The 23,903-nt window shown below is 45.1% G+C and carries 18 protein-coding genes; 9 read left to right on the forward strand and 9 right to left on the reverse strand.

The features are described from left to right. Positions 1-2: 2 nt before the first annotated feature. From FEN17_RS15005 to aspS, 5 genes are all read right to left on the reverse strand, one after another. A complete protein-coding gene (locus tag FEN17_RS15005; protein ID WP_138366157.1) occupies positions 3-1,076 on the reverse strand; it encodes an EpsG family protein in 1,074 nt (357 codons plus the stop codon). 29 nt (positions 1,077-1,105) lie between these two features. Next, entirely contained in the window at positions 1,106-1,915 is an 810-nt protein-coding gene (locus FEN17_RS15010) for a glycosyltransferase family 2 protein (RefSeq protein ID WP_138366158.1), read from the reverse strand. Between the two features lie 265 nt (positions 1,916-2,180). Then, a complete protein-coding gene (locus FEN17_RS15015; RefSeq protein ID WP_138366159.1) occupies positions 2,181-3,194 on the reverse strand; it encodes a Wzz/FepE/Etk N-terminal domain-containing protein in 1,014 nt (337 codons plus the stop codon). 40 nt (positions 3,195-3,234) lie between these two features. Continuing rightward, on the reverse strand, positions 3,235-5,619 hold the full coding sequence (locus tag FEN17_RS15020; RefSeq protein ID WP_138366160.1) for an SLBB domain-containing protein: 2,385 nt from the start codon (positions 5,617-5,619) through the stop codon (positions 3,235-3,237). 135 nt (positions 5,620-5,754) lie between these two features. After that, positions 5,755-7,512 carry an aspartate--tRNA ligase gene (gene aspS / locus FEN17_RS15025; RefSeq protein ID WP_138366161.1) on the reverse strand — a complete coding sequence of 586 codons (1,758 nt, stop codon included), beginning with the start codon at positions 7,510-7,512 and terminating at the stop codon, positions 5,755-5,757. Between the two features lie 89 nt (positions 7,513-7,601). On the opposite strand from aspS, the gene FEN17_RS15030 reads away from it, so the two are divergent. The 7 genes from FEN17_RS15030 (at position 7,602) to FEN17_RS15060 (ending at position 18,161) form a co-directional block, all read left to right on the forward strand. After that, the gene (locus FEN17_RS15030) at positions 7,602-8,519 is read left to right on the forward strand and encodes a YjiK family protein (protein WP_138366162.1); all 918 of its coding nucleotides are present in this window, start codon (positions 7,602-7,604) and stop codon (positions 8,517-8,519) included. Between the two features lie 39 nt (positions 8,520-8,558). Then, positions 8,559-10,415 (forward strand): CocE/NonD family hydrolase, encoded by a 1,857-nt coding sequence (locus tag FEN17_RS15035; RefSeq protein WP_229208825.1) that lies wholly within the window; start codon positions 8,559-8,561, stop codon positions 10,413-10,415. Positions 10,416-10,454: 39 nt separating this feature from the next. After that, positions 10,455-12,545, forward strand: a complete 2,091-nt coding sequence (locus FEN17_RS15040) for a prolyl oligopeptidase family serine peptidase (RefSeq protein ID WP_138366164.1) — start codon at positions 10,455-10,457, stop codon at positions 12,543-12,545. Between the two features lie 415 nt (positions 12,546-12,960). Next, positions 12,961-13,341, forward strand: a complete 381-nt coding sequence (locus FEN17_RS15045; RefSeq protein ID WP_138366165.1) for a hypothetical protein — start codon at positions 12,961-12,963, stop codon at positions 13,339-13,341. A gap of 23 nt (positions 13,342-13,364) precedes the next feature. Beyond that, positions 13,365-14,438, forward strand: a complete 1,074-nt coding sequence (locus FEN17_RS15050; RefSeq protein ID WP_138366166.1) for a T9SS type A sorting domain-containing protein — start codon at positions 13,365-13,367, stop codon at positions 14,436-14,438. 252 nt (positions 14,439-14,690) lie between these two features. Then, complete coding sequence (locus tag FEN17_RS15055) at positions 14,691-16,814, forward strand: bifunctional aldolase/short-chain dehydrogenase (protein WP_138366167.1); 2,124 nt, start codon at positions 14,691-14,693, stop codon at positions 16,812-16,814. A 63-nt stretch (positions 16,815-16,877) separates the two neighbouring features. Beyond that, positions 16,878-18,161, forward strand: coding sequence for a sugar isomerase (locus tag FEN17_RS15060; protein WP_138366168.1), 1,284 nt, complete (start codon positions 16,878-16,880; stop codon positions 18,159-18,161). A 75-nt stretch (positions 18,162-18,236) separates the two neighbouring features. Here FEN17_RS15060 and FEN17_RS15065 read toward each other — a convergent pair whose 3' ends face one another. Next, complete coding sequence (locus FEN17_RS15065; RefSeq protein WP_138366169.1) at positions 18,237-19,256, reverse strand: GntR family transcriptional regulator; 1,020 nt, start codon at positions 19,254-19,256, stop codon at positions 18,237-18,239. Between the two features lie 109 nt (positions 19,257-19,365). After that, positions 19,366-20,658 carry a DUF6600 domain-containing protein gene (locus FEN17_RS15070; protein WP_138366170.1) on the reverse strand — a complete coding sequence of 431 codons (1,293 nt, stop codon included), beginning with the start codon at positions 20,656-20,658 and terminating at the stop codon, positions 19,366-19,368. Between the two features lie 121 nt (positions 20,659-20,779). Between FEN17_RS15070 and arfB the strand changes: the two genes are divergently transcribed. Both arfB and FEN17_RS15080 read left to right on the forward strand, forming a co-directional pair. After that, positions 20,780-21,187 (forward strand): alternative ribosome rescue aminoacyl-tRNA hydrolase ArfB, encoded by a 408-nt coding sequence (gene arfB, locus FEN17_RS15075; RefSeq protein ID WP_138366171.1) that lies wholly within the window; start codon positions 20,780-20,782, stop codon positions 21,185-21,187. Between the two features lie 32 nt (positions 21,188-21,219). Next, positions 21,220-22,461, forward strand: a complete 1,242-nt coding sequence (locus FEN17_RS15080; protein ID WP_138366172.1) for an MFS transporter — start codon at positions 21,220-21,222, stop codon at positions 22,459-22,461. A 3-nt stretch (positions 22,462-22,464) separates the two neighbouring features. On the opposite strand, the gene FEN17_RS15085 is transcribed toward FEN17_RS15080, so the two are convergent. Together FEN17_RS15085 and FEN17_RS15090 are read right to left on the reverse strand one after the other, a co-directional pair. Further along, on the reverse strand, positions 22,465-22,812 hold the full coding sequence (locus FEN17_RS15085; protein WP_138366173.1) for a DUF6984 family protein: 348 nt from the start codon (positions 22,810-22,812) through the stop codon (positions 22,465-22,467). Positions 22,813-22,822: 10 nt separating this feature from the next. After that, entirely contained in the window at positions 22,823-23,854 is a 1,032-nt protein-coding gene (locus FEN17_RS15090) for a hypothetical protein (protein WP_138366174.1), read from the reverse strand. Positions 23,855-23,903 lie beyond the last annotated feature (49 nt).

Genomic DNA, 23,903 nt, shown 5'->3' on the forward strand with positions numbered 1-23,903 from the left:
TTTTATGCTGTGAAGATGGTTTTATACGGAACCAATATGCCAGGGTCGTTTCGAATGGCACTTGAAAATTTGTAGATAGAGAAGGTAAATATGATGACCAGAAGAGCAACTTTATAGAACCTGTTAGTCCCATAGTAAGCAAATGGAATTGCAAGAATTTGGAAAATCTCATAGGGTCTTGCTAATCGGCTAAATACAGCACCAACTGGTGTAAATATTGCGTAAAGAATGATACTGAATACGTATAAATTAAAAAGACCATTGAAGACTTTGTCGCCATTTTCTGAATAATTTACAAATGGGATGAGAGTAACTAGAAATAATATTCTGCCGGCAAGTCCCTTTACAAGTGACGTCCCAGATTCCTCGGCATTATCCATGCCGAGTTCAAGGTAGAATTCCGCCTTCCTCTCCGAAATCATTCCCCCAAAAATCTGCATAATAGAGCTTGACCAATAAAACCCGGAAGCAACTACTAAAAGAAAAAATATTGCAGTTAGGACATTCCATTTAAGATTATAAAGATAGTAGGCAGGAAAGAAGATAACTGCTGAATTATGAATGAGCGTGGCGAGAAAAACACAAATAATAAACTTTACCAGTGCCCGGTCCCGAATAAATGTAAATGAAAAAAGGATTAAGCAGATTGATAAATCCTGCCTTACCCCGAAACTACTTCCGACAACGCTGTAAGATAAAAGCAGAAATAGTGAGAAAATGGGGTAGGGGCTGCTTCGATAGACAGATAAGTAAGTAATCAGGATTAATATCGTTGCATTAAAGAATAAAAATCCGGTGTAATTGGATCCAAAAGTAAATTTATAAATACGGACTATCAACTCATATCCCTTTTCCATTTGGGTTTTTCCTAATTCAAGCTTATCAATTATCCTGAAATAGCGGAGATAATTTGGCCAATCGGTACCTGTTTCCCATCTTAAACCTGCAAAAATGATCATCATTATGCCCAGCAATATCAGCGGAACCAGCAAAGGCCTTTTACTCTCGCGAGACAGGAAAAGATCACCCAGTGTAAATGCGAAAAATATCAGATAAATGATAAAGTATATAACCATGTTTTTTAAGGCGTCATCAAAGTTTACGCTTAGCGTTTCCTAATACCCAGCCATTTTTTGAGAGTATTTTTGCCATCTACGCCCACATTACGGATAATAAAATCAACTAAAAGTAGTTTTGTGGCTGAAACAATCCATGCAATTGAAGGTATAGAGTTGTACATCTTATTTTGAATCTGCGCCTTTCGAGTGTCTCTCAATAATTCGATTTTACTCACTGAGTAACTGAGTCCTCCGGTTTTCATTTTCGCAATAGTGACCGGAAAGTACGTAGCCTCATGGTCTTTTAAGTGAGACAGAAGAAAGTCATAGTCCCCAGCAATTTTGAACGATGTGTCAAAATGTCTTTCTGTAAAAAGCGCTTTCGAATGGAAGGTTGCCTGATGTGCTAAACTCATGGCAACATTGCGAAATCGGTATTTTGTCGATTCCCATGCCGGACCGTATTCGACTTCTTTTTCACCCGGATACACGTAAATGATATTTCCGTAAGCAATCTTGTCCGTACATTCTTGTAAATATTTTACTGCTTTTTGGAGTACATCATCGCTGGCAAGAGAATCATCTGAATTAATGAAAAGCAGCCAATCACCGGTTGAAGCTATAACTCCCTTGTTCATTGCATCGTAGATACCTTTATCTTTTTCGCTAATCCAGTAGGACAAATGGTGCTGGTATTTTTTAATAATGTCAACCGTTCCGTCCGTGGATTTCCCGTCAATTATAATGTATTCAACGTTAGTGTAGGTTTGTGAGATAATGCTTTTGATGGTATTCTCTATATCATTTTCCCCGTTCCTTACGACAGTGATAATTGAGATTTTAGGCAAAGTTTCCATACCGATTAATAAGGAAAAAACCGGCGATTGAATTTACGCGCGGTGAAAAAGCTATTATAGCTGTATCTACTTACTATTTTGAGAAAACCCTAAGTATCGCTTTGAATACTAAATGTTTTTAGAGCATGTTCCCATGCGTTTTTAATAGCCAATCCTTTAATCGTAAATAGCTTATTTTCGGAAGAATTAATAGCACTGAGTATCAACAGAACTTCATTTTTCGTTATGTAAATCAAATGCTTCAGTTAACATACTTTATCTGCTTTTACATTAATTTTAAATGGTATTTTTCTTTAAAGAAGACGATATAAATCAATGTTAAAAATCCTCCAACTACTGCAAAAATAAGCGCAATAACGATTCTTTTAGGACTGCTCCTGGCTAGAGGAACCTTAGCCGGTTCTAAAATCTTAAATACAGGACGCTCCTCTTTTACCTTAATTTTGGATTGTTCAAGTTTAACAACCAAATCAGAATAAATGGATTGCGCCAGCGTGTAGTCGCTTTGAAGTCGTTGTTCCTCAATCCGCGCAACATTCAAAAAGGAATTCCGGTTGCGGTCGCGGTAACTTTGAAGCGCATATTCAGCATTCTGCTGCCGGCTTTTCGCTTCTACCACTCTTTTCTGGAGAAACGCTGCTTGGTCACTTGTTTTCGACGTCCTGTAATCTTCCACATAGTCGATCAAATAATTTTTGCTCGCCTCAACGATAATCGCTGCAATCACGGGGTCCTCCATTTCACATCCAATGGTAATAATGCCATTTTTGTTATCTACGGAAATACGGACGAGGCCGATAGCATTCGAAACTTTACCCTGCTCTTCGGGGGATAAGAAAATAATATTAGATTTTGGAAAACTGACCTGAGACTTTGCCGGAGCGGACTTAGGCCTAAATAAAGACATGAATCGGGCGTACAAACTTGGCGAGGTATCCCGGGACAAATACGCTTTCAGATCCGCATATTTTTTTCCGTTTTGATCAGTAATAGGTTGTTTAAGCAGATACAGACCAAAAGGCGTGCTGGTAAGAATGTTAGGATACAATTCCGGCACTAATTTTTCAGCACCACCCCGGTCGGCGGTAACAGCCATACTGAAAAATGAATTGTTTCCAGCCATACTATACTCCGGGAGCAGTACAGTTTGCGCAGTAAATAATTTCGGAAGTGAAAAGCTATAAAGAATGCCTAAAACTGCGAAACAGGCTGGAACAGCAATTAACAGGAAAATATATTTCTTTAGAAAAATCAGTAAATCTTTTACCGTGATCTCCAAAGTCTCGTGTTTGTTTATGTTTTGACTCACGGAAATGCGCTTATAAAATACGTATCAAAGCAATTGCCAGCGTCGTGAATAACGAGATGATGGCTAATCTCTCCCCACGCGACATTGGCTGCTCATTTCTTGGTTCTTTCATCGGTACAGTAATCACAGATCCCGGCTCAACTTTTGGATAAGAACGGAAGAAAAGAAATCTGCTCGTCCGGTGGGTCCTGCCGTTAGGATATGAAATATACATCCTGCTTTTACGCGCCCTCTCAGTGAAACCACCCGCTTGCGAAATGTACTCTTTGAAATTAAAGTTTGCGTCGAAGTTAACCACAGACGGGTTGTAAACCCCTCCCTGAATCCTTATCATCTCCGATTTTTTAGGAACGAAAAGGGTATCGCCATCTGCCAAAAGTAAATTCGCAGGTATGTTTGGTTTGGCGACGATTGCTTTTAAATCAAGTGCAACAAGTTCTCTATTTCGATAAAATCGGGCCCCTTCTATATAACCTTCTTTTTTTATTCCACCTGCTTTTGGGAACAGATCTGATATTCGCTCGAAATTGTTAAGGATCGTATAAGTGCCTGGATAAGTAACTTCACCTGTAATTGTTACAGTTTTTTGAGACTCATATCTAGGCGATTTACGGACCAGAACGATATCATAAGGAGATAGTTTGAATTTTTGATCTTCCTCATTTAATACCAGGTTGTCCGCAACATTTAAGGTGAAAATTCGTACATTCTGAGATTCAGGAAGTCCGGTAGTGTCATTTTTCACCCTTCGTGAAACTTCGATTCTGTAAGGAACACCACCTTCAGTGTAGCCGCCAGCCTGGAAAATCAAATCAGCAATCGTGATATCTTTGTAATAGTAATAAGCACCTGGATTAATAATAGACCCGTCAATGGACAGATAGGTAAACTCCTTTAAATCCTCGACGGACTTAATCGTCAAAATATCACCTGGTAAGAGGGGAATATCCGGGATCTCGTTGTTCAGCATTTTTCGCAGGTCAATGGCAACCAATCCAGTCTGAGTATCACCACTTGCCCTTTCAAGCAAAACCCTGTTTAAGAACGCCCTTTGACCGACACCTTGTGCAATGTTAATCAGATCCTTGACTGTTTTAGTCCGCTCGTCCAAAGGGTATAGGCCTGGCCTGGTAACTGCTCCCCGAATTTCAACCTGGTTAGCAATCAAATCCAATATCTTTTTTACATTATATATATCTCCATTTTTCGGCACGAATGTCGCAACTTGAGAAGAGTCAATACTCCCGATAACAAAGTTATTACCGGTGTTGCGTTGATACTGAATTAGGTCTGTGAAAGCTTCCGGCGCAAAACCACCCGAATATTTCAGAACATCCTTTAATGTTTCACCTACTTTTACCTCAAATACACCAGATTTTTTTACTTGTCCGTTCAGCTCAACCTTCACTTCATATGGGCGAATCAAAATAATATCCTGGTCACGCAATGAAACATTATCTTCAAGGCTACCATCAATCAGGAAGTGATAAAGGTCTATCTTCCTTAGAACCTTGCTGTTACGGATGATTTCAATGTTACGATACGATCCGTTTCGGTTTGGGCCGCCAGAAACATAAAGTGCATTAAAAGCTGTTGCTAGTGAAGAAACGGTGTAAGTTCCCGGGCGGACTGCTTCACCTATAATCATAACCCTGATACTTCTGACAGTTCCGAGGGTAATGTTTGAATAAGTGCCCGAACCTGGCTTGTTTAATGTTGAGTAGGCTTGTCTGAGACGATTAACAATTCGTGTATTTGCCTGCTCAATCGTTAGACCATTGACATACACCGGCGCAAGGTTCAGCATCTTTACCGTTCCTTCCGGGGTGACTTTCATCCGGAAGTTATCTACTGAATTTCCATAAATATCTACAACAAGCTCATCATCAGGGCCAAGTATGTAATTACTAGGTGTCGGAATTCTGAGGTTAGGTTCGAAAGTAGCAGAACCCCTGCCAAAAAAGGAAGATCCGAAAGTTCTGTTTAAGCGCCTTGATCTTGCTCTCCCGGCTGCTGTCGAGTCCCTCTCATTATTTGTTTCGTCATCTAACTCATCCTGATCCCCCTGTTCACGGGTTTCATCAATCTCGTCACGGTTTGGCTCATTTTGCGTGTTGTCTTTCGGAGCCTGCTGAAGACGTTTTCTGAGTGAGGTAATATCATCCAAACTATACCCCCTTTGCAAAGCAGCCCGCTCGATGTCCATATCCGACATTCCGGCATCTTTGGCCTGGTTGTAAAATTCTACGGCTTGCTGGTTGCCTATCGGGGAAGGACTTGTGGTTGCCGGCGTCTGGGGTGCCGTATTCTGAGCAAAAATTTCAAAGTTTACCAGTACCAGAAGTGCTGAGAGAATACAGGTGAGGTATTTTTTTGCTGGATAATGATAATGCATGCAGTGTATTTATTATTGTCAGACCGCCGGGATGAGCGGTGTTAGTTTAAATGATCAATTTCAGATTTGGGTAAAACTACAAAATCTTACTTTAATTAAATTTTTTAATAAAATATTGTAGATGCCAGTTTCAAACTAGGCCGTTTTTATGGCTAATTCTTTTAGTTGCGCATCGGAAATGACTGAGGGTGAGTCGATCATCACGTCGCGGCCAGAGTTATTTTTTGGGAATGCGATGAAATCCCGGATCGAGTCGGCACCTCCGAAAATGGAGCAAAGCCTGTCAAAACCAAATGCAATCCCTGCGTGAGGAGGAGCGCCGAATTCGAAAGCATTCATCAAAAATCCGAATTGCTCCTGCGCTTCTTCCTGCGAAAATCCGAGGATTTCAAACATTTTCTGCTGCAATTCCCGCTCAAAAATCCGTACTGAACCTCCGCCAACTTCAACGCCATTGATGACCATATCGTATGCATTGGCTCGAACAAGCCCTAAGTTCTGGTCCAAAAGTCCGATATCTTCCAACTTAGGACTTGTGAACGGGTGGTGCATGGCGAACCAGCGATTTTCAGCTTCTCCGAATTCCAATAAAGGAAAATCCAGCACCCACAGTACCCTATACTCATCAGGGTTGCGCAGTCCAAGCCTTGTGCCCATTTCAAGACGGAGCTCATTCAACTGCTTTCTTGCTTTGTCTGCCTGTCCAGAGAGGATCAAAAGCAAGTCCCCAGGTTTCGCATCGAATGCAACTACCCACTTTTTCAATTCTTCCTCCGTATAAAATTTGTCAACGGACGATTTGATTGAACCATCGGTATTATACCTCACGTAAATCAAACCTTTTGCGCCAATCTGCGGACGTTTCAGCCAGTCGGTCAATTCGTCAAGTTGCTTGCGGGTATAAACTGCACAACCTGGTGCGCAAATTCCCACCACGAGACCTGCGTCGTCGAAAACTCCGAAGCCTTTTCCGGAAGTTAGATCCTGGTCTTCACCTTTTAACTCGGTGAATTTCATATCAAAACGAATATCAGGCTTGTCGGAACCGTACTGACGCATAGCATCAGCATAGGTCATCCGCGGTACTTCCGGCAGGTCTATACCTTTTACTTTATTAAAAAGATGCCTGATCATTCCCTCGAAGGTGTTCAAAATGTCTTCCTGGGTCACGAACGACATTTCACAGTCGATCTGGGTAAATTCAGGCTGGCGGTCTGCACGCAGGTCTTCGTCACGGAAACATTTCACAATCTGATAATAGCGGTCAAATCCGGCCACCATCAATAATTGCTTGAATGTCTGCGGAGACTGCGGAAGTGCATAAAATTCACCCGGGTTCATGCGGCTGGGCACCACAAAGTCGCGTGCACCTTCCGGCGTTGATTTGATCAGAACCGGCGTTTCAACTTCTATAAAATTCAGTTCATCCATATAAGCCCTGGTGTGGCGGGCTACCTGGTGGCGTAGTTGCAGGTTTCTGCGTACAATGTTCCTCCTAAGGTCCAGATAGCGGTATTTCATCCGGATATCGTCGCCGCCATCGGTTTCATCTTCGATCAGAAATGGCGGTAATTTGGCAGGGTTAAGGATATTGAGTTCACGGACACGGATTTCAATGTCACCCGTCGCGATTTTATCATTTTTAGAGAGACGTTCGATGACCAGACCTTTGGCTGAAATCACAAATTCGCGGCCAAGTGAGCGGGCGGTTTCCAGAACATCAGCAGGAGTTTTGCCCTCTTCAAAAAGAAGCTGGGTGATGCCGTAGCGGTCACGCAGGTCAAGCCAGATCATCCCTCCTTTGTCGCGCACACGCTGAACCCAACCACACAACACAACTTCCTGATTAACATCTTTTAAGCCTAACTCACCACAGGTGTTTGAACGTAACATATAACTATTTTAATGCTGATATAAAGAAAGTCCCTGATAATAAATGCCGCAAAAGTACGTATTTTTAGCAAATCTAACATGCTTGTTTTATGGACGTATACAAAAGACTGGGTGGACAATTTGGGATTATTTTTGCTTCGCTGCTCTTTTGTGTGACCTGCTCCTGCGACCCTGACCCGGATCCCGATTCCGGTGTTTCCGATAATTTCGAAACGGTTCCGGTGAAGAACAATGTTACGCCCGGCATCATTGATGAAGCCTCCGGACTTGCACCAAGTATTAGTTTCCCCGGCTATCTCTGGACAAACCAGGATTCTGGCAATCCCAACTCGATTTACCTGATCAGCGGGGATGCCAAAAACATCAAGGAATATCAGCTGCCCGGCTCGTCGAACCATGACTGGGAAGATATCGCTGCTGGCCCCGGCCCGAGTAGCGGCGTCAATTATTTATATGTGGCGGATATTGGGAACAACATTTCGCCCATGACAGCCAGCAATACCATTTATAGGGTTCCTGAAATCAAAAGTCAGGATGCTTCTTTTAGCCAGGAATCGGTTGAAAAAATAGTTTTTACTTATCCCGACGGCCCGAGAGATGCGGAGTCAGTGCTGGTTGATCCGGTCACCAAGGATATTTTTATTATTTCAAAATCAGCCCAAAATACCGGCATATACCGGCTGGCGTTCCCGCAGAATGTAAGTTCATCAACAATCGCTGAAAAAGTGGGAGAGGTGCCTTCGGTTTCGGTTGCTACTTCGGCGGATATTTCGGGAAATGGCAGCGAGATCCTGATCAGGACTTATTTATCCGTATATTATTGGAAAAGAAAAGCCGGCGAGATGGTGGGTCAAACATTATCTCAACCTGCTGCCAAACAATTGAATGTTGCCCTGGAACCGCAGGGCGAAGGCATTTGCTTCGATAAGGACGGGACAGGATTTTACACTATCAGCGAGAAATCAAATTCGGGTGGTGTATCATTGAATTTTTACAAAAGAAAATAAGAGAACATGACGAAAAAAAATCTACTATCCTTCATTTTAATGCTTTTTGCATGCGCTGCCCAGGCGCAGAATGGGTCTTCCGAGAAATTTATCCGGGACAATTATTCCAAATCGGAATATGACATTCAGGTCCGAGATGGCGTAAAGCTGCACACGATCGTGTATGCGCCGAAAGATGCGTCACCTGAAAAAAAGTATCCGTTTTTAATGCAGCGGACCTGTTACAGCGTCGCGCCTTACGGGGCTGATGCGTACCCGCCGCGCCTGGGACCTAGCCCGGCTTTGATGCAGGACAAGTTTATTTTCGTGTATCAGGATGTGCGCGGCCGCTATATGAGTGAGGGTGTTTGGACTAATATGACGCCGCACATTGATCAGAAAAAGTCGAAAACGGATGTGGATGAGGCTTCGGATACGTATGATACCATCGAGTGGCTTTTGAAAAATATTCCCAACAATAATGGCAGGGTAGGGCAGTGGGGCATTTCCTATCCTGGTTTTTACACCACAGCCAGCGCATTAAGCGAGCATCCGGCATTGAAAGCTTCGTCTCCACAGGCCCCGATCTCCGATTTTTTCTTCGACGATTTCCATCACAATGGTGCATTTACGCAGGGATATTATCTGACATTCCCGGTTTTTGGTATTAAGCCGCCCAAGCCGACCACTTCTTCGTGGTTTGCGGGTGAGATGATCAAGCCGGAGCCGGATGGTTTTACATTTAATATGAAGATGGGCTCGCTGAAAAATTTTGATCAGTATTATTCCAAAAACTTTTTCTGGCAGGAAACCGTCGATCATCCGAACAAAGATGCATTCTGGCAAAAAAGGGATATTCTGCCGCATTTGAAAAACATTAAGCCTGCTTTTATGATCGTCGGCGGATGGTTTGATGCGGAGGATTTATATGGTCCGCTCAATACTTACAAGACCATTGAAAAGAATAACCCAAAAGCTTATAACACATTGGTTGTCGGGCCTTTCGGTCATGGACGATGGAGTCGTGAAACCGGACATACCTTGCATAATGACATTTATTTTGGGGATAGCATTGCTACCTTTTACCAGAATAATATTGAAGCAAAGTTTTTCAAACACTTTCTGAAAGAAGCGGGTGACGGAAAAACAGGTTTGCCAGAGGCTTATTTGTTTGATACCGGCAAAAAGGAATGGAAAACGTTCGATAAGTGGCCGGTAGCTTCTGTGGAAAAGAAAAAGCTGTATTTCCACAAAAACGGAAAGCTTGATTTCACTAGCCCGACAGAAGCCAAATCCGCGACCGAGTATACGAGCGATCCGGCCAAACCGGTGCCTTACACGGCCAATTATAAGCAAATGTCAGGTTTTACGCCTTTTGAATACATGTCGGAAGACCAGCGGTTTGCTTCAAGTCGCAACGATGTGCTGGTTTTTGAAACTGAAACATTGACCGAAGACATGACATTAGGAGGTGAAATCATGGCCCGCCTGAAAATCAGCACAACCGGTACCGACGCCGATTTTTTTGTAAAACTGATCGATGTATATCCCGGCGATGAGAAAAATCATGCTTATATGCCCGACGAGAAAACGGTTTTGGCGGGGTACCAACAAATGGTGAGAAGTGAGATCATGCGGGCGCGTTTCCGGAACAGTTTCGAAAAGCCCGAGCCGCTGGTGGCAGGTAAGGTGACGGACATTAATTTCCGTTTACAGGACGTGCTTCACACTTTTAAAAAAGGCCATAAGATCATGGTGCAGGTACAAAGCACCGCTTTCCCGCTTTTCGATCGGAACCCGCAGAAGTATGTCGAGAACATTTACAAAGCGCAGGATTCGGATTTTATTTCGGCCAAACAAACGATTTTCCACCAAGCCAGCGCCGCTAGTTTATTGGAAGTGGACGTGATCAAATAACCCCAACTAATATTTTTCGTGAAAGTTAAACTATTAATAATGAGTGTTATTGCTGCTACCGTCGCCGCTCCGGACGGTTCTTCCCAAAATCTTTCCTATCCAAAAACAACCAAGACAGACCAGGTAGACGATTACCATGGCACCAAGGTTTCCGATCCATACCGCTGGCTCGAAGACGACCGCTCGGAGGAGACGGCTGCTTGGGTGAAGGCTGAGAATGAGGTCACTTTTGGTTATCTGGAAAAGATACCTTTCCGGGAAAAGATTTTCAACGATCTTGAAAAAGCCTACAACTATCCTAAATATTCGGCGCCGCGGAAAAAGGGAGAATATTTTTATTTCTACAAAAACGACGGGCTGCAAAACCAGGCGGTGCTTTACCGGCAAAAAGGCTTAAATGGCGCACCGGAAGTTGTTTTGGACCCGAACAAGCTTTCCGCAGATGGTACCACCCGCCTCACGGTTTTTAGTTTGTCAAAAGATGGCCAGCATGCAGTTTTAGGTTTTTCAAAAGGCGGCTCGGACTGGCAGGAATATAATGTGATGGACATGAAAACCCTTAAAATGCTGTCGGATAAGGTGGAATGGGTGAAGGTTTCCGGTGCGGCATGGCAGGGAAATGGTTTTTATTACAGCCGGTATCCCAAGCCGGAAGGAAGTGCGCTGGCGGCAAAAAATGAAAATCACCAGGTGTTTTTTCACCAGATCGGTTCGGAGCAGAAGGACGACCGTCTGGTTTTCGATGATCCGGCGAATCCACAGCGTTTTCACACCGTAGGCACGACAGAGGATGAGCAATATGCTATTTTGACCGTGAGCGACCGGGGGAAGGGAAAAATCGGGAACGGGCTTTGGGTCATGAAAAAAGGCACTTCTCAATTTGTGCCTGTAAAAGAAGAAATTACGGATTTCAGTTTCGGGATCGTGGATAATGTGGGAGATAATTTCTTAGTCGAAACCAATGAAAATGCGCCCAACGGGAAGGTCATGCTGTACGAGACGGCTGCAAAAAAATGGTCTGCGGTGCTTGCGGAAAAGCCTGAGCCGCTGGAAGGTGCGGGGACAGCGGGCGGCAAATTATTCGCGTCTTATCTGAAAGACGTAACCACCCGGGTATATGTTTACGATCTGGCCGGCAAGGCGCAAAAAGAAGTGAAACTGCCAGGCCTGGGCTCTGCGAGTGGTTTTGGCGGTGAGCGGGAGGATACCTTTGTATTTTATACCTACACCTCATTCAGTTATCCACCCACGATTTTCAGATATGAAATCGCATCCGGCAAAAGCGAAATTTTCCGTGCGCCAGAGGTCTCCTTCAAGCCTGAAAATTATGAAACCCGGCAAGTTTTTTACCCTAGTAAAGACGGTACCAAAATCCCTGCATTTATCACATTCAAAAAAGGTTTGAAGCTGGATGGTACCAATCCGACTATTCTTTACGGGTACGGCGGATTCAACATTAGTCTGCCACCTTCATTCAGCCCGACAAGAATTCCGTTTTTCGATCAGGGAGGTGTTTTTGTGCAGGCCAATTTGCGCGGCGGCAGCGAGTATGGTGAGAAGTGGCACGAGCAGGGTATGAAGCTGAAAAAGCAGAATGTATTCGACGATTTCATTGCAGCGGCCGAGTATCTGATCAAAGAAAAATATACCTCGCCTGAGCGCCTCGCGATCCAGGGCGGATCAAATGGAGGTTTGCTGGTTGGTGCAGTGATGAACCAGCGGCCAGAGCTTTTCAAAGTTGCTTTCCCGGCTGTGGGTGTGATGGATATGCTGCGGTTCCATAAATTCACCATCGGCTGGAACTGGATCGCCGACTACGGCAGCGCCGATAATGCAGAAGAATTCAAGGTTTTGTACGGATACTCACCTTTGCACAACATTAAGGAGGGTGCTAAATACCCTGCAACCATGATCACCACCGCCGACCACGACGACCGTGTAGTCCCGGCACATTCATTCAAATACGCCGCCGAGCTGCAAGCCAAAGCCGGCGCAAGCTCCACCAATCCGCTACTCATCCGCATCGATACCAACTCCGGCCACGGCGCCAGCAACACCAAGAAGGCACTGGAAACGCAGGCTGATATTTATGCATTTTTGTTTAAGAATATGGGATTGGTTTGGAAATAATATTCCCACACCATATTAAAAAGCCCAGAAACATCACGTTTCAGGGCTTTTTGTTTTATTTCAATGTCACCGATAAATAATATTGCAGACAATTTACAGCCAGGCAAGTAACCGTGTGTAAATAGCAATTAATTAATATTTATTTTTGAATTAATTACTAAAACGGATCAGCTGCATGAAGCAAATTTTACTCACCATTCTTCTTTTATCTTCTCTTCAAACATTCGCGCAAACGCTGGAAAATGATCGGTTGGCGCTTGTAGCTATTTACAATAGTATGGGCGGGAGCGAATGGTATAAACAGCCAATACATCACGATGTAAAGTGGGTAGTCCCGGGCGCCCCCGGGGATAATCCTTGTGGATGAGATGGGGTTACCTGTGCCCAGGTCGACGGTCAAACTAGAATAGTTGGATTGGCGACCGGCGAGGGAATATCCGGCACAATTCCTCCTGAAATAGGAAATCTGACTGCATTGAAAGATTTGGGTTTTGTTGGAGATGAAGGCCCTTTTGTGTTTCATCCTCCTTTGGGCGGGAAAATACCGGTTGAGTTGGCCACGCTGCCAAATCTTGAAAATTTGACCCTTGTCAATAACATTTTTGATCAGGAGAGTGTCGGCCTGTTATTTACAATGACTCAGCTTAAAAACCTAACCGACACACCCTTATCGCCTTTACCCGACGCTATTGGAAACCTTGTGAATTTAGAAACTTTATCCCTTTACGGATACTACGGTGGCGTATTGGCCAAAAGTGAAAATAACGGGCCTATTCCAAAAACGATTGGCATTTGACTAAGCTTACGTCGCTTATAATTATGGATGCAGGGTTTGAGGGGTCGATTCCAGCAGAAGTAGGCAATCTTGTAAACCTGACTAAGCTTCGGATTAATGGCATGACGAAGCCAAGCGCCATTCCCGTGGAAATTGGTAATTTGATTAACCTTACCGATCTGCATCTTTCCAATAATGTGCACACGGGCACTATTCCGGCAAGTTTCAATAATTTGACAAAAATTTCTACGATAATTCTTGATGACAATCAATTGGTTGGCCCTATCCCAGATCTTTCTGCCTTACCGCCTCAAAAAATCGGGATTGCTAATAATTTCCTCAATTTTGATCAGTTAGAGCCTAACGCAAGCAGGTTCGCATATTACGCAGGACAGAGATCGGCTAAGGTGCACAAAACGAAAGATGTTCTTTCTGTGTACGCAGGCGGCACATTGTCTCGTAATAAGTATAGGTGGGTTCATGCCGGGGCGATTGTCGCTACGATCATTGGAGACAGCACTTATAAAATGCCCGAGCAGGGAAGTTACTATGTGATTGTCACCAACAGCCTGGCTACAAACGGATCAATCCTGAGTGAGGTGTTTGAGAACCCCCTGCCAGTTAAACTTATTGCATTCGAAGTCACAAACTCAAATAACCAGAACAACCTTACCTGGAAAACCAGCTCCGAAACCAATAACAAAGGTTTTGAAATTGAGAGAAGTGCCGATGCGAGGACATTTACCAAAATCGGATATGTGGAAGGAAACGGAGATAGCAACGAATTGAACAACTACCATTTCACAGATCAGAACCCTTCCAACATCACTTACTATCGCTTGAAGCAGCTTGACTACGATGACACATTTGAATATTCAAAAATCATCATGGCCAAAAGTGACCAGCAACTGAGTATTTATCCAAATCCTGCCAAAGACTATTTCAATGTGATGGGTTTGGCGAAAGAAGAGAAAATTTTGGTGATTGATCAATCAGGTAATGTAATTCTCCACGAGAAAATAGGGGTTGACGGATCAGTAAATACAGCAAACATTTCAAGCGGGATCTACAACATTGAGGTAGGCGGAGCAACCAAAAAATTATTAATTATCAAATAACAACTAAGGTAACTTTCCTTCAAAATGGTCTGAACTGATGGTGTCGGTTCAGGCCATTTTGTTATTTAATGAAACTGTTAATTCTCACATTAAATCTCAATTTATTTCTACATGCAGGATACAACAGGACGGTGCCTATGGGTAAGTTTTCTAATCTTGTGGCCTGTTCCAGAGTAGTATTCCTCTTTTCAAATCCTTTCTGGGAATATGACCTGTTACCTAAAAAATGATAAAATAATCAACTAAAAAAATATGAGCAGTTCTAAAGTAAGCCAGTATCAATACGTAAGCTATTTGTGGGATGATGAAAAGGCCGCTTCTCTTGGTGATGATCAGGTTGCACTTCTCTTGTATCGTTCCAATTTGTTAGGAGCAGATCTTCGTCTGACCAATTATGCTGGCGGAAACACCAGCTGCAAAACCATGGAGAAAGATCCTCTCACAGGAAACCCTGTGGAAGTGATGTGGATCAAAGGTTCCGGCGGAGATATTGGTACCCTTACAAGAAGCGGACTGGCAGGGCTTTACGTAGACAGGCTTCATAGTCTTAAGAACATTTACCGCGGCCTCGAATTTGAAGATGAAATGGTGGAGCTTTTCAACCATTGTATATATGATCTGAAATCGAAAGCGCCTTCAATCGATACACCCCTTCACGGTTTGTTGCCTTTCAAACACATTGACCACCTTCACCCGGACGCACTGATCGCGATTGCGGCGTCGAAAGAAGGGGAAGCGATTACCAAAGAGTTGTTCAATGGGGAAATTGCGTGGGTACCCTGGCAGCGTCCGGGCTTCGATCTGGGCTTGCAACTAGAACAGGCTTTGGCCGATAATCCTGGCATTCGTGGCATCGTTTTGGGTGGTCACGGATTGTTTACCTGGGGCGATACTGCTTACGAATCTTACATTAACACGCTGGATACCATTGAGAAAGCGTCTGAATATCTGAACGAAAACTATGGTAAGAGCAGACCGGTTTTCGGAGGCGTAAAACTGGAAAGCGAGCCGGCAGAACGACGTGCTGAAATTGCCGGTAAACTGGCACCCTACCTGCGTGGTCTGGCTTCGGAGCAGCAGGCTATGATTGGTCATTTTACCGATGATGCCCGCGTACTTGAATTCATTGCGAGCAATGATCTGGATAAACTGGCGCCACTCGGTACCAGCTGCCCTGATCACTTCCTGCGTACCAAAATCCGTCCGTTGGTTTTGGACATGCCATTTGAAAAACTGGAAAGTACCGACCAGGAAATTCTCGAACACATTCGTCCTCAGTTTGAAGCTTACCGCGCTGACTACCAGGCATACTACGATCGCTGCAAACATGATAACAGTCCGGCGGTGCGTGATGCCAATCCGGTGATCATTTTGCTGCCAGGTGTGGGAATGTTCTCTTTTGCCAAAGACAAACAAACTGCACGTGTAGCTGCGGAATTTTATATCAATGCGATCAACGTAATGAAGGGCGCCGAGGCGATTTCTTCATACGTGTCACTGCCTGAGCAAGAGGCATTTGACATTGAATACTGGTTGCTGGAAGAAGCGAAATTGCAGCGGATGCCGAAAGAAAAATCGGTTTCCCGCAAGGTAGCATTCGTGACCGGCGGCTCAGGTGGTATCGGTAAAGCCATCGCACAAAAATTGTTGCAGGAAGGCGCCTGCGTGGTGATTTCCGATATTGATGAAAAAGCTTTGGCTGAAACAAAAGCGGAATTTGATGGAAAATTCGGTAAAGACTTTTCTGCTACCACTATCGCTAATGTTCTTGATCCGGAGGCAATTAAAGCGGCAATCCACCAAACTAAATTAAAATATGGCGGTGTGGATATTGTTGTAAACTGCGCTGGTTTATCCATCTCAAAACCTTTGGCAGAAACGACCATTAAAGACTGGGATATCTTACAGGATGTTTTGGTAAAAGGCCAGTTCCTGGTTTCTCAGGAAACCGTGGCTGTGATGCGTCAGCAAGGCCTGGGAGGCGATATTATCAACATTGCCAGTAAAAACGGCATCGTTTCGGGACCTAACAATGTGGCTTACGGTACTGCAAAAGCAGCGCAGCAGCACATGACCCGCTTGCTGGCCGCCGAACTTGGCCCTGACAGGATCCGCGTAAATGTGGTAAACCCTGACGCGGTGATCGCGGGAAGCAAGATCTGGGAGAGTGGCTGGGCGGCTGGTCGCGCGAAAGCTTATGGTATTAAAGTAGAAGAATTGCCGGCATACTATGCAAAACGCACTGTTTTGAATGCTGAAATCCACACCGAAGACATCGCAAATGGTGTGTACATTTTCGTGAGCGGCTTGCTGAGCAAAAGCACCGGAAATGTGATCAATGTAGATGGCGGGGTGCCAGCGGCGTTCCTGAGATAATCAAATTTTCTAGCGATGCCAGGCCTCAAAAGCCTGGCATTTCTGTTTTAAAACCATTTTACTATGAAAATCGAGCAATATCAGATTGACCAGCACAATGACAGCCTGCTGTCGCGGCACAACAATCAGTTAGCATATACCGAAGAGCAGCTCGGTGAGCAGGGCATTAATGCGCAGGAAATTGTGAAAGCGTTGGAAGCATTCCAGGTAGCGATCCCGAGCTGGGCGCTGGGTACCGGTGGAACGCGTTTTGGGCGTTTTTCGGGCGGTGGTGAGCCACGTTCGCTGGAAGAAAAAGTGGAGGATGTTGGTCTTTTACATGCATTAAACCGGTCGAGCGGGTCGATTTCGCTGCACATTCCCTGGGACATTCCTGGTCAGGCTGAGTCGATCATTTCGCTGGCTTCTTCATTAAATCTGACATTTGATGCGGTGAATTCTAACACTTTCCAGGATCAGAAAAATCAGGAAGAATCCTACAAATTCGGCTCACTCTCACACGTGGATCCCAAAGTCCGTAAACAGGCGGTTGACCACAACATTGAAGTAATCAAATACGGAAAAGATCTAGGTTCGAAAGCATTATCAATCTGGTTGTCAGACGGTTCCTGCTTTCCGGGTCAGTCTAATTTTGTAAAGTCTTTCCAGTACACATTGGAATCTTTACAGGAAATCTACGCCGCCCTGCCCGACGACTGGAAGGTATATGTAGAATACAAGGCCTACGAGCCAAATTTCTATTCGACCGTGATCCAGGATTGGGGCAGCTCCTTATTGTTTTGCCAAAAACTGGGACCAAAAGCCGATGTACTGGTGGATTTGGGACACCATTTACCAAATGCCAACATTGAACAAATTGTAGCAACATTGATGATGGAAGGCCGCCTGGCAGGTTTTCACTTCAATGATTCCAAATACGGCGACGACGACTTAACAGTCGGCAGCATTCGTCCTTATATGTTGTTTTTGATCTTTGTGGAACTGGTCGAGGGCATGAAGCGCGCCGGCCGGGCAAGTGATACTTACGCCTGGATGATCGACGCAAGCCACAATGTGAAAGATCCGCTGGAAGATTTGCTCCAATCCGTAGAAGCGATTTTGCTGGCTTACGCACAGGCGTTAATGGTAGATCGCAAAAAATTGGAGCTGGCAAGAAGCCAGAATGACGTAGTACTCGCCCAGCAAATCCTGCAAAATGCATTCAGGACGGACGTTCGGCCATTGGTTCGCGAATCCATGAGACTGGCAGGCGGCGCGATCGACCCGATTGGATTGTTCAGGAATTTGAATGTTCGCTCGGAGTTGATGAATGAGCGGGGGAGAGTGACGGTTGCTACGGGATTGTAATTTTAATGTCAACCTGAGCGAAGTCGAAGGCGTTACTGCGAACCAGTCGCGCCTTCGACATCGCTCAGGTTGACATTATAACGACTTCCTCCGAATTAAAATAAAAGGATTCTTCACCACCGCCCTTTTATTTTCCGTAATCAGCTGCGCAGCGGTCTTGCCCATTTGTTCGTGGTCGGTGGAAATGGTGGTGATGCCGTCGAGCAGGATTTCCTTCAAAGGCGTCTCGTTATAGGAGATAATCCCGATATCTTTTCCAATCGTCAGCTGCTGCTCCCGGCACTTTTTGATCAGGTTTACCAGGTCATTTTCCTCAATCACCACATAAGCCGTATCCTTCATCGCGGTACTGTTTTCATGAAAATCGTACATGATCTCATGCTGAAATTCGTGCTGGATACAGAAAATCCGGAAACCTTTGATGATCTCCTTCGGATACCGGATAATGGTCGGGAAAATGAGGATCAGCTTTTTGTAAACTTTCAAAAGATCCAGCGCATCGTTGAGCGCGGATACAATGTCCTTTTCAAAATTCTGGAAAACAGACGAATGCTTTTTCCCGGTTAATTCCAGGTCTTTGTCCAACAAAATCAGTTTCTCCGGCGGGATCATTTTCAATGTTTCAATTGCCTCTTCTGCCTTTTCATAAAAATGCGGCATGATCACATAGTAGTCATACTCGCCCAAACTGTTCTTGATCAGGTTTTTAAAAATGTTCACATTCGAGTGATGAATGTGCAAGTCGACATTCACATTGCGGCCAATGTTCTCCACAAAAGCATTGTAAATCTGCTTCTTGTAATTACTGATTTTATTAAAAACCAGCAGGATCCGAAGCGAAGTTTCAATGTCGACGCGGTTGATAAAATACCCTTTCCCACGTACCGAAATCAGCACGCCGTCGCGGATCAGATGCTTGTAGGCTTTCTCAACAGTATCCCGGGAAAGCAGGTATTCTTCACTGAGCTGGTTAATCGAAGGAATCTTGTCGCCACGCTTTAATTTTCCCTTGCTAATCGCTTGAAGCAGCGATTTTATGATTTGCATGTACTTTGGAGCGCTTTCCTTGAATTCAATATCAAACTGAATTTCCATTAAATGTTGCGGGTTTAGGTCAGGGTAACAATAGTTTGTCTGACAAATAAAAACAACCCGCCGGGATAACTACTTTCCCGGCGGGTTGTTTTTATATTATTTCAAAAAATTATCTGGGCGAGCGGCTGCTTCTTTCGCTGGCGCCTCTTGGCGCGCCGCCTCCGTTACCACCGCGATCATTATTCCGCGGCTCTGCACTTCTTTCTACTCGCGGCTCAGATCTTCTTTCCACCTGAGGCTCCGAGCGTCTTTCGATCTGTGGTTCTGCACGTCTCTCAATCTGCGGCTCAGCACGTCGCTCGAACTGTGGTTCGGCACGTCTTTCAATCTGAGGCTCAGCGCGTCTTTCCACTCTGGGTTCAGCACTTCTGTCGCTGCGACTTGAACGATCAGGGGTTTCGTAAGAGCCTCTGCCATTTCTGTTTCCATAGTCCGGCACACTCGGTTGGCGTGACGGCTCGGTACGGTTTGGCGCTTCGTACCGATCATTTCTTGGAGAAGAATAAACCGGATCATCGCCTCGGCTGCTCCGGTTGGTTGGCGCTGTGCCATCATTCCGGCTGTTGCCACGATTATTATAGTCAGCATTATCACGTCCACCACGGTTCGGGCTCGCATCGATCACGCCACCGCGACGTTCAGGCGCATTTCTGTAATCCCGATCATTTCCGCGAGAATTATACCGGTCATCTCCACGACTGTTTTCAGCCACAATCACACGTCCTCTTCCGCTCGGACTGGCATCGATGGTTCTGACAGGCACACTTCTGCGGGTAACTCGTTCAATTTCATCGCGTCTCGGGCCGTACACATAAGTCCGGTTGTTGCTTCGGTAATAATTGTTGACGATCACAGTCTGGTTGTATACCCGTGTAATCCGTCTTTGGGGTACACAGTAGCTGCGCCAGCCACGGTAGGTAATGTAGCGTTGCGGAACGAAATTCCACCAGAAGGACGGCGGGTTGAAATTAATGTTGATGCTGATACCAGGGCCTAGGGGAGCCCAGCCATAGTAATCGCCACCCGAACGCCAGTTCACCCACGCAGGTCCCCACTCATAGTCGGGTACCCAGAACCAGCCGTTATAATCGTCAAAAGACCACCGACCGTAGTGGAAAGGAGCCCAGCCCCAGTCATAATCCGAAACCCAGGTATTACCATATTCCGTTACTTCCCAATAACCGTTGGTAGAGTAGGGTTGGAAGCCACGGTCCACGTCAGGAATCCAGACAGAGCCGTATTGCGGGTTGCGCACCCACCTTCCGTAAGGCGATAATTCGTCGTAAAAAGTTTGAAAAGAAACGGAATATCCCGGCTGCGCTTTGGTTTGATTAGAAACCGCAACACCGCAAAGCAAGAAGCTGAGCAAGCAGAGGAACCGAAGTGTACGCATGGTGTTCATGGCCGTATGTTTTAAATTGTTTTCTGTTCGTAAAAATCGTTTCTTGGACACTACATTTTACGAACGGTTTAAAGACTCTGAAATACATTAACAAGCGTTAACACTATACAGAAATTGCATCATGATAAACCCTGAAATCCTCCATGATGAGCTCGTTTTTCAAACCGCCCGGAGCGGAGGAAAAGGAGGTCAGAATGTAAATAAAGTTGAAACGAAAGTTGAGCTGAGGTTTGATATCAATTCGTCCAATATTTTGTCGGACGATCAAAAGAACATACTTAGCGAAAAGCTTGCCAATAAGCTGACAAACGAAAAAGTCCTTGTCATCTACCACCAGACTGAGCGCTCGCAGCTGGCTAATAAAGAGAAGGTTATAGCCAAGTTTAATCAGCTCGTCCGCCAGGCATTTGTCGTGCAGAAAAAGCGAAAAGCGACCCGGCCGACATTGGCCTCAAAAGAAGAAAGAATGAAGACAAAACAGCGCAATGCGATTGTTAAATCTTTGCGTAAAAGGTCTTTTGAAGAATAATTCCGTATTTCCCTGACATTCAAATTTACTCCATGCCTTCCGCTATTTCGAGCCAGCCCAAATTCAGCGCAGTGCTTACACTTCCGGTTATCGTAGCCTCACTGGGTTATTTTGTCGATGTGTATGACCTGCTGCTATTCAACATTGTCCGTGTACCAAGTTTAAAAGACTTAGGTCTGACTGAGGAAGGTATTTCGAAAATCGGCGCGAGCATTTACAACTGGCAGCAGGCGGGCCTTCTGATCGGTGGATTTATGTGGGGGATTTTGGGCGATAAGTTAGGCCGAAGATCCGTTTTGTTTGGTTCAATTTTGACTTATTCATTAGCCAACATTGCCTGCGGATTTACCAATAACATTGAAGTTTATTCTTTTCTAAGATTCATCGCTGGGCTCGGTCTGGCTGGCGAACTGGGTGCAGGCATTACATTAATTGCCGAAATTCTCCCCAAAGAGTTACGGGGATACGGCGCTTCGGTCGTAGCCAGCGTCGGTCTTGCAGGGGCCATCGCAGCCTTTTTTGCCGTAAAGTTGACCGACTGGCGCACGGCATATTTTATCGGCGGCAGTATGGGGCTGGTGCTTTTGGTTTTGCGGATCAATGTGCTGGAATCCATCATGTTCAATAAAAGTCTGGAAAGGCGCGGAACAAAGCCGGTACCCTGGTGGACTATTTTTACAAGCTGGTCAAGATTTGTGAGATACATGCGCTGCATGGGTATTGGCTTGCCGACGTATATGGTAATCGGGATTTACTCCACATTTGGCAATGAATTTGCGAAAGCACTGGGTATTTCTGCTGAAATCCAGGCAGGTACCTGCGTGCTGTACACTTACATTGGCATTGTTACCGGTGACTTTTTCAGCGGGATATTAAGTCAGTGGCTGAGGTCCCGGAGGAAAGCGATTTTGTTAATGATGACCATGACATTTGCCGGGGTAATCTGGCTTTTGTACGGAGGAATCCACTCTGCAACAACACTTTACATTTGCTACGCCTGGCTTGGTTTCTCAATCGGCTACATTGCCATGTTCCTGACTACCACGGCCGAGCAATTCGGCACCAACCTCCGCGCGACGGTTACCACTTCGGTTGCCAACAATGTCCGCGCGACGGTATTATTAACGTTACCACTTTTTCAAATGCTGAAAACTTCGCTGGGCGTTTTGCAGTCGGGTGCAGTAGTAGGCATTCTCTGCTTTTCGCTTGCCTTGCTTTCACTATCCAGAATGGAAGAAACCTTCGGCAAAGACCTGGATTACGAGGAAGTTTAGTGGCTAATCTTCGGTAGGTTTCGTGCCAAAAATCAATTTATCAGGCGTAGGATATTCCAGCAGTTTCGAAAAATCCGTTTTCCAGAAATCCAGATCAAGCAGACGTCCCTGAATGTCCTGAGTTAAGGTGATCACTACTGGTGTATCGTCAATGTCGACATATTCCACCTGGATCAGATCGCCCGCATAATTGTTCGGATCACCCCCGAGGCTGATGCTACCCATTTTCCCATCCTCGTATTCGTCCACTTCATTATTGAAAGGATATTTAGCCGGGTCGAAATTCAGCTTTTGCAGCAGGAAGTAGATCAGGTCTTTTTCGTCCTGGCGTATCGGGCGGATTTTGCTCATATTTCAAGATTTAAGATACTGCTTTCCCCCGCCACTGCTCCGCTTTTCTTCCCACAAACCAAAACGAAAGTGCCAGCAAGGCGAAGAAGATCCCCTTGTTGGTGCGGTCCCAGAAATATTCGAAATAGCGGGTGTAAATGTTGACGAGGAAGAAAAAGAGGCAGAGATCGCGGAGAACATCCAGCTTGTTTTGGATAGAATAATAAAGTAGCCCCGCGATGACTAGGGTAAATGCTGCTGCCCAATACCAAAAATGGCTCTGCTTCAATACTTTCCAGCCGCTTAGATCATCATAATTTCCAAATATCGATAATGTCCAGGCCGCCAGTAAGAATAAAAACAGGCCGATCGAGTAGGTGATGTCACTCAAAAACTGAGCATTTTTTATCCGTGAAAGGGGCCACGATAATGCCCAGACGAAAAGCCCGAACACGGTCATTCTCAAAGGATAATTCATTCCCAAAAACCGATAACTGCCGTGCGCCCAAAAATGTGTTTGCGCTCCCCACCAACCAGCCAGGGACAGTATGGCAACAGTCCATAAAAGGGTAGATTCAAGAAAGACCGCGATGCTGCCGTAAGCGATCGTGGCGATCAGCAAAGGAATGGCGTAGTTACTGTTTGGATTCGCAAAGCTCCTCGTCCAGTAAGTAATTGCGATCGCGACCGTGAGAATGATGGTAATGTTGTATGCCTCAGTGCTGGCACGTATACTTTTTGATTTCAGCTTTCTTCTTCTGGCGAGATAAATGAATAATGCCGAAAGCAGCGCAAATCCAACGCCTACGATACTTTCCGAAAATCCCCATCTTTTACGCAGCAGCTCGATCCATTTTTCATCAATAACCAAAGCGCCGAACGCCAGCAGACCGCACGAAATCGCCGAAATCAATGCGTAAATCGCGATGGCGTCTACATTTGAATTCCGCAGTTCAATGCTGGCCCTGAGCTTGTCGGCAACTTCTTTGGATACGGTTTCTTTTTCTTCCCAATACCGGATCGCCTTTTTTACGACCTCCGCCTCTTTTTTGTCTAGCTCCATTAACTTTTTAGTGCGCTAATTTTTTTGTTCCGGAATTCCAGCAAAAGCT

The organism is Dyadobacter luticola, from assembly GCF_005860805.1.
GTDB classification, from domain to species: Bacteria; Bacteroidota; Bacteroidia; order Cytophagales; family Spirosomataceae; genus Dyadobacter; species Dyadobacter luticola.

Coding starts and splice junctions, on each gene's coding strand:
- FEN17_RS15085 (WP_138366173.1), bottom strand. CDS start 22,812: ATGAGCAAAATCCGCCCGATACGCCAGGACGAAAAAGACCTGATCTAC.
- FEN17_RS15055 (WP_138366167.1), top strand. CDS start 14,691: ATGAGCAGTTCTAAAGTAAGCCAGTATCAATACGTAAGCTATTTGTGG.
- FEN17_RS15030 (WP_138366162.1), top strand. CDS start 7,602: ATGGACGTATACAAAAGACTGGGTGGACAATTTGGGATTATTTTTGCT.
- FEN17_RS15050 (WP_138366166.1), top strand. CDS start 13,365: ATGGATGCAGGGTTTGAGGGGTCGATTCCAGCAGAAGTAGGCAATCTT.
- FEN17_RS15065 (WP_138366169.1), bottom strand. CDS start 19,256: ATGGAAATTCAGTTTGATATTGAATTCAAGGAAAGCGCTCCAAAGTAC.
- FEN17_RS15035 (WP_229208825.1), top strand. CDS start 8,559: ATGCTTTTTGCATGCGCTGCCCAGGCGCAGAATGGGTCTTCCGAGAAA.
- FEN17_RS15020 (WP_138366160.1), bottom strand. CDS start 5,619: ATGCATTATCATTATCCAGCAAAAAAATACCTCACCTGTATTCTCTCA.
- FEN17_RS15080 (WP_138366172.1), top strand. CDS start 21,220: ATGCCTTCCGCTATTTCGAGCCAGCCCAAATTCAGCGCAGTGCTTACA.
- arfB (WP_138366171.1), top strand. CDS start 20,780: ATGATAAACCCTGAAATCCTCCATGATGAGCTCGTTTTTCAAACCGCC.
- FEN17_RS15040 (WP_138366164.1), top strand. CDS start 10,455: ATGAGTGTTATTGCTGCTACCGTCGCCGCTCCGGACGGTTCTTCCCAA.
- FEN17_RS15090 (WP_138366174.1), bottom strand. CDS start 23,854: ATGGAGCTAGACAAAAAAGAGGCGGAGGTCGTAAAAAAGGCGATCCGG.
- FEN17_RS15060 (WP_138366168.1), top strand. CDS start 16,878: ATGAAAATCGAGCAATATCAGATTGACCAGCACAATGACAGCCTGCTG.
- FEN17_RS15005 (WP_138366157.1), bottom strand. CDS start 1,076: ATGGTTATATACTTTATCATTTATCTGATATTTTTCGCATTTACACTG.
- aspS (WP_138366161.1), bottom strand. CDS start 7,512: ATGTTACGTTCAAACACCTGTGGTGAGTTAGGCTTAAAAGATGTTAAT.
- FEN17_RS15070 (WP_138366170.1), bottom strand. CDS start 20,658: ATGAACACCATGCGTACACTTCGGTTCCTCTGCTTGCTCAGCTTCTTG.
- FEN17_RS15010 (WP_138366158.1), bottom strand. CDS start 1,915: ATGGAAACTTTGCCTAAAATCTCAATTATCACTGTCGTAAGGAACGGG.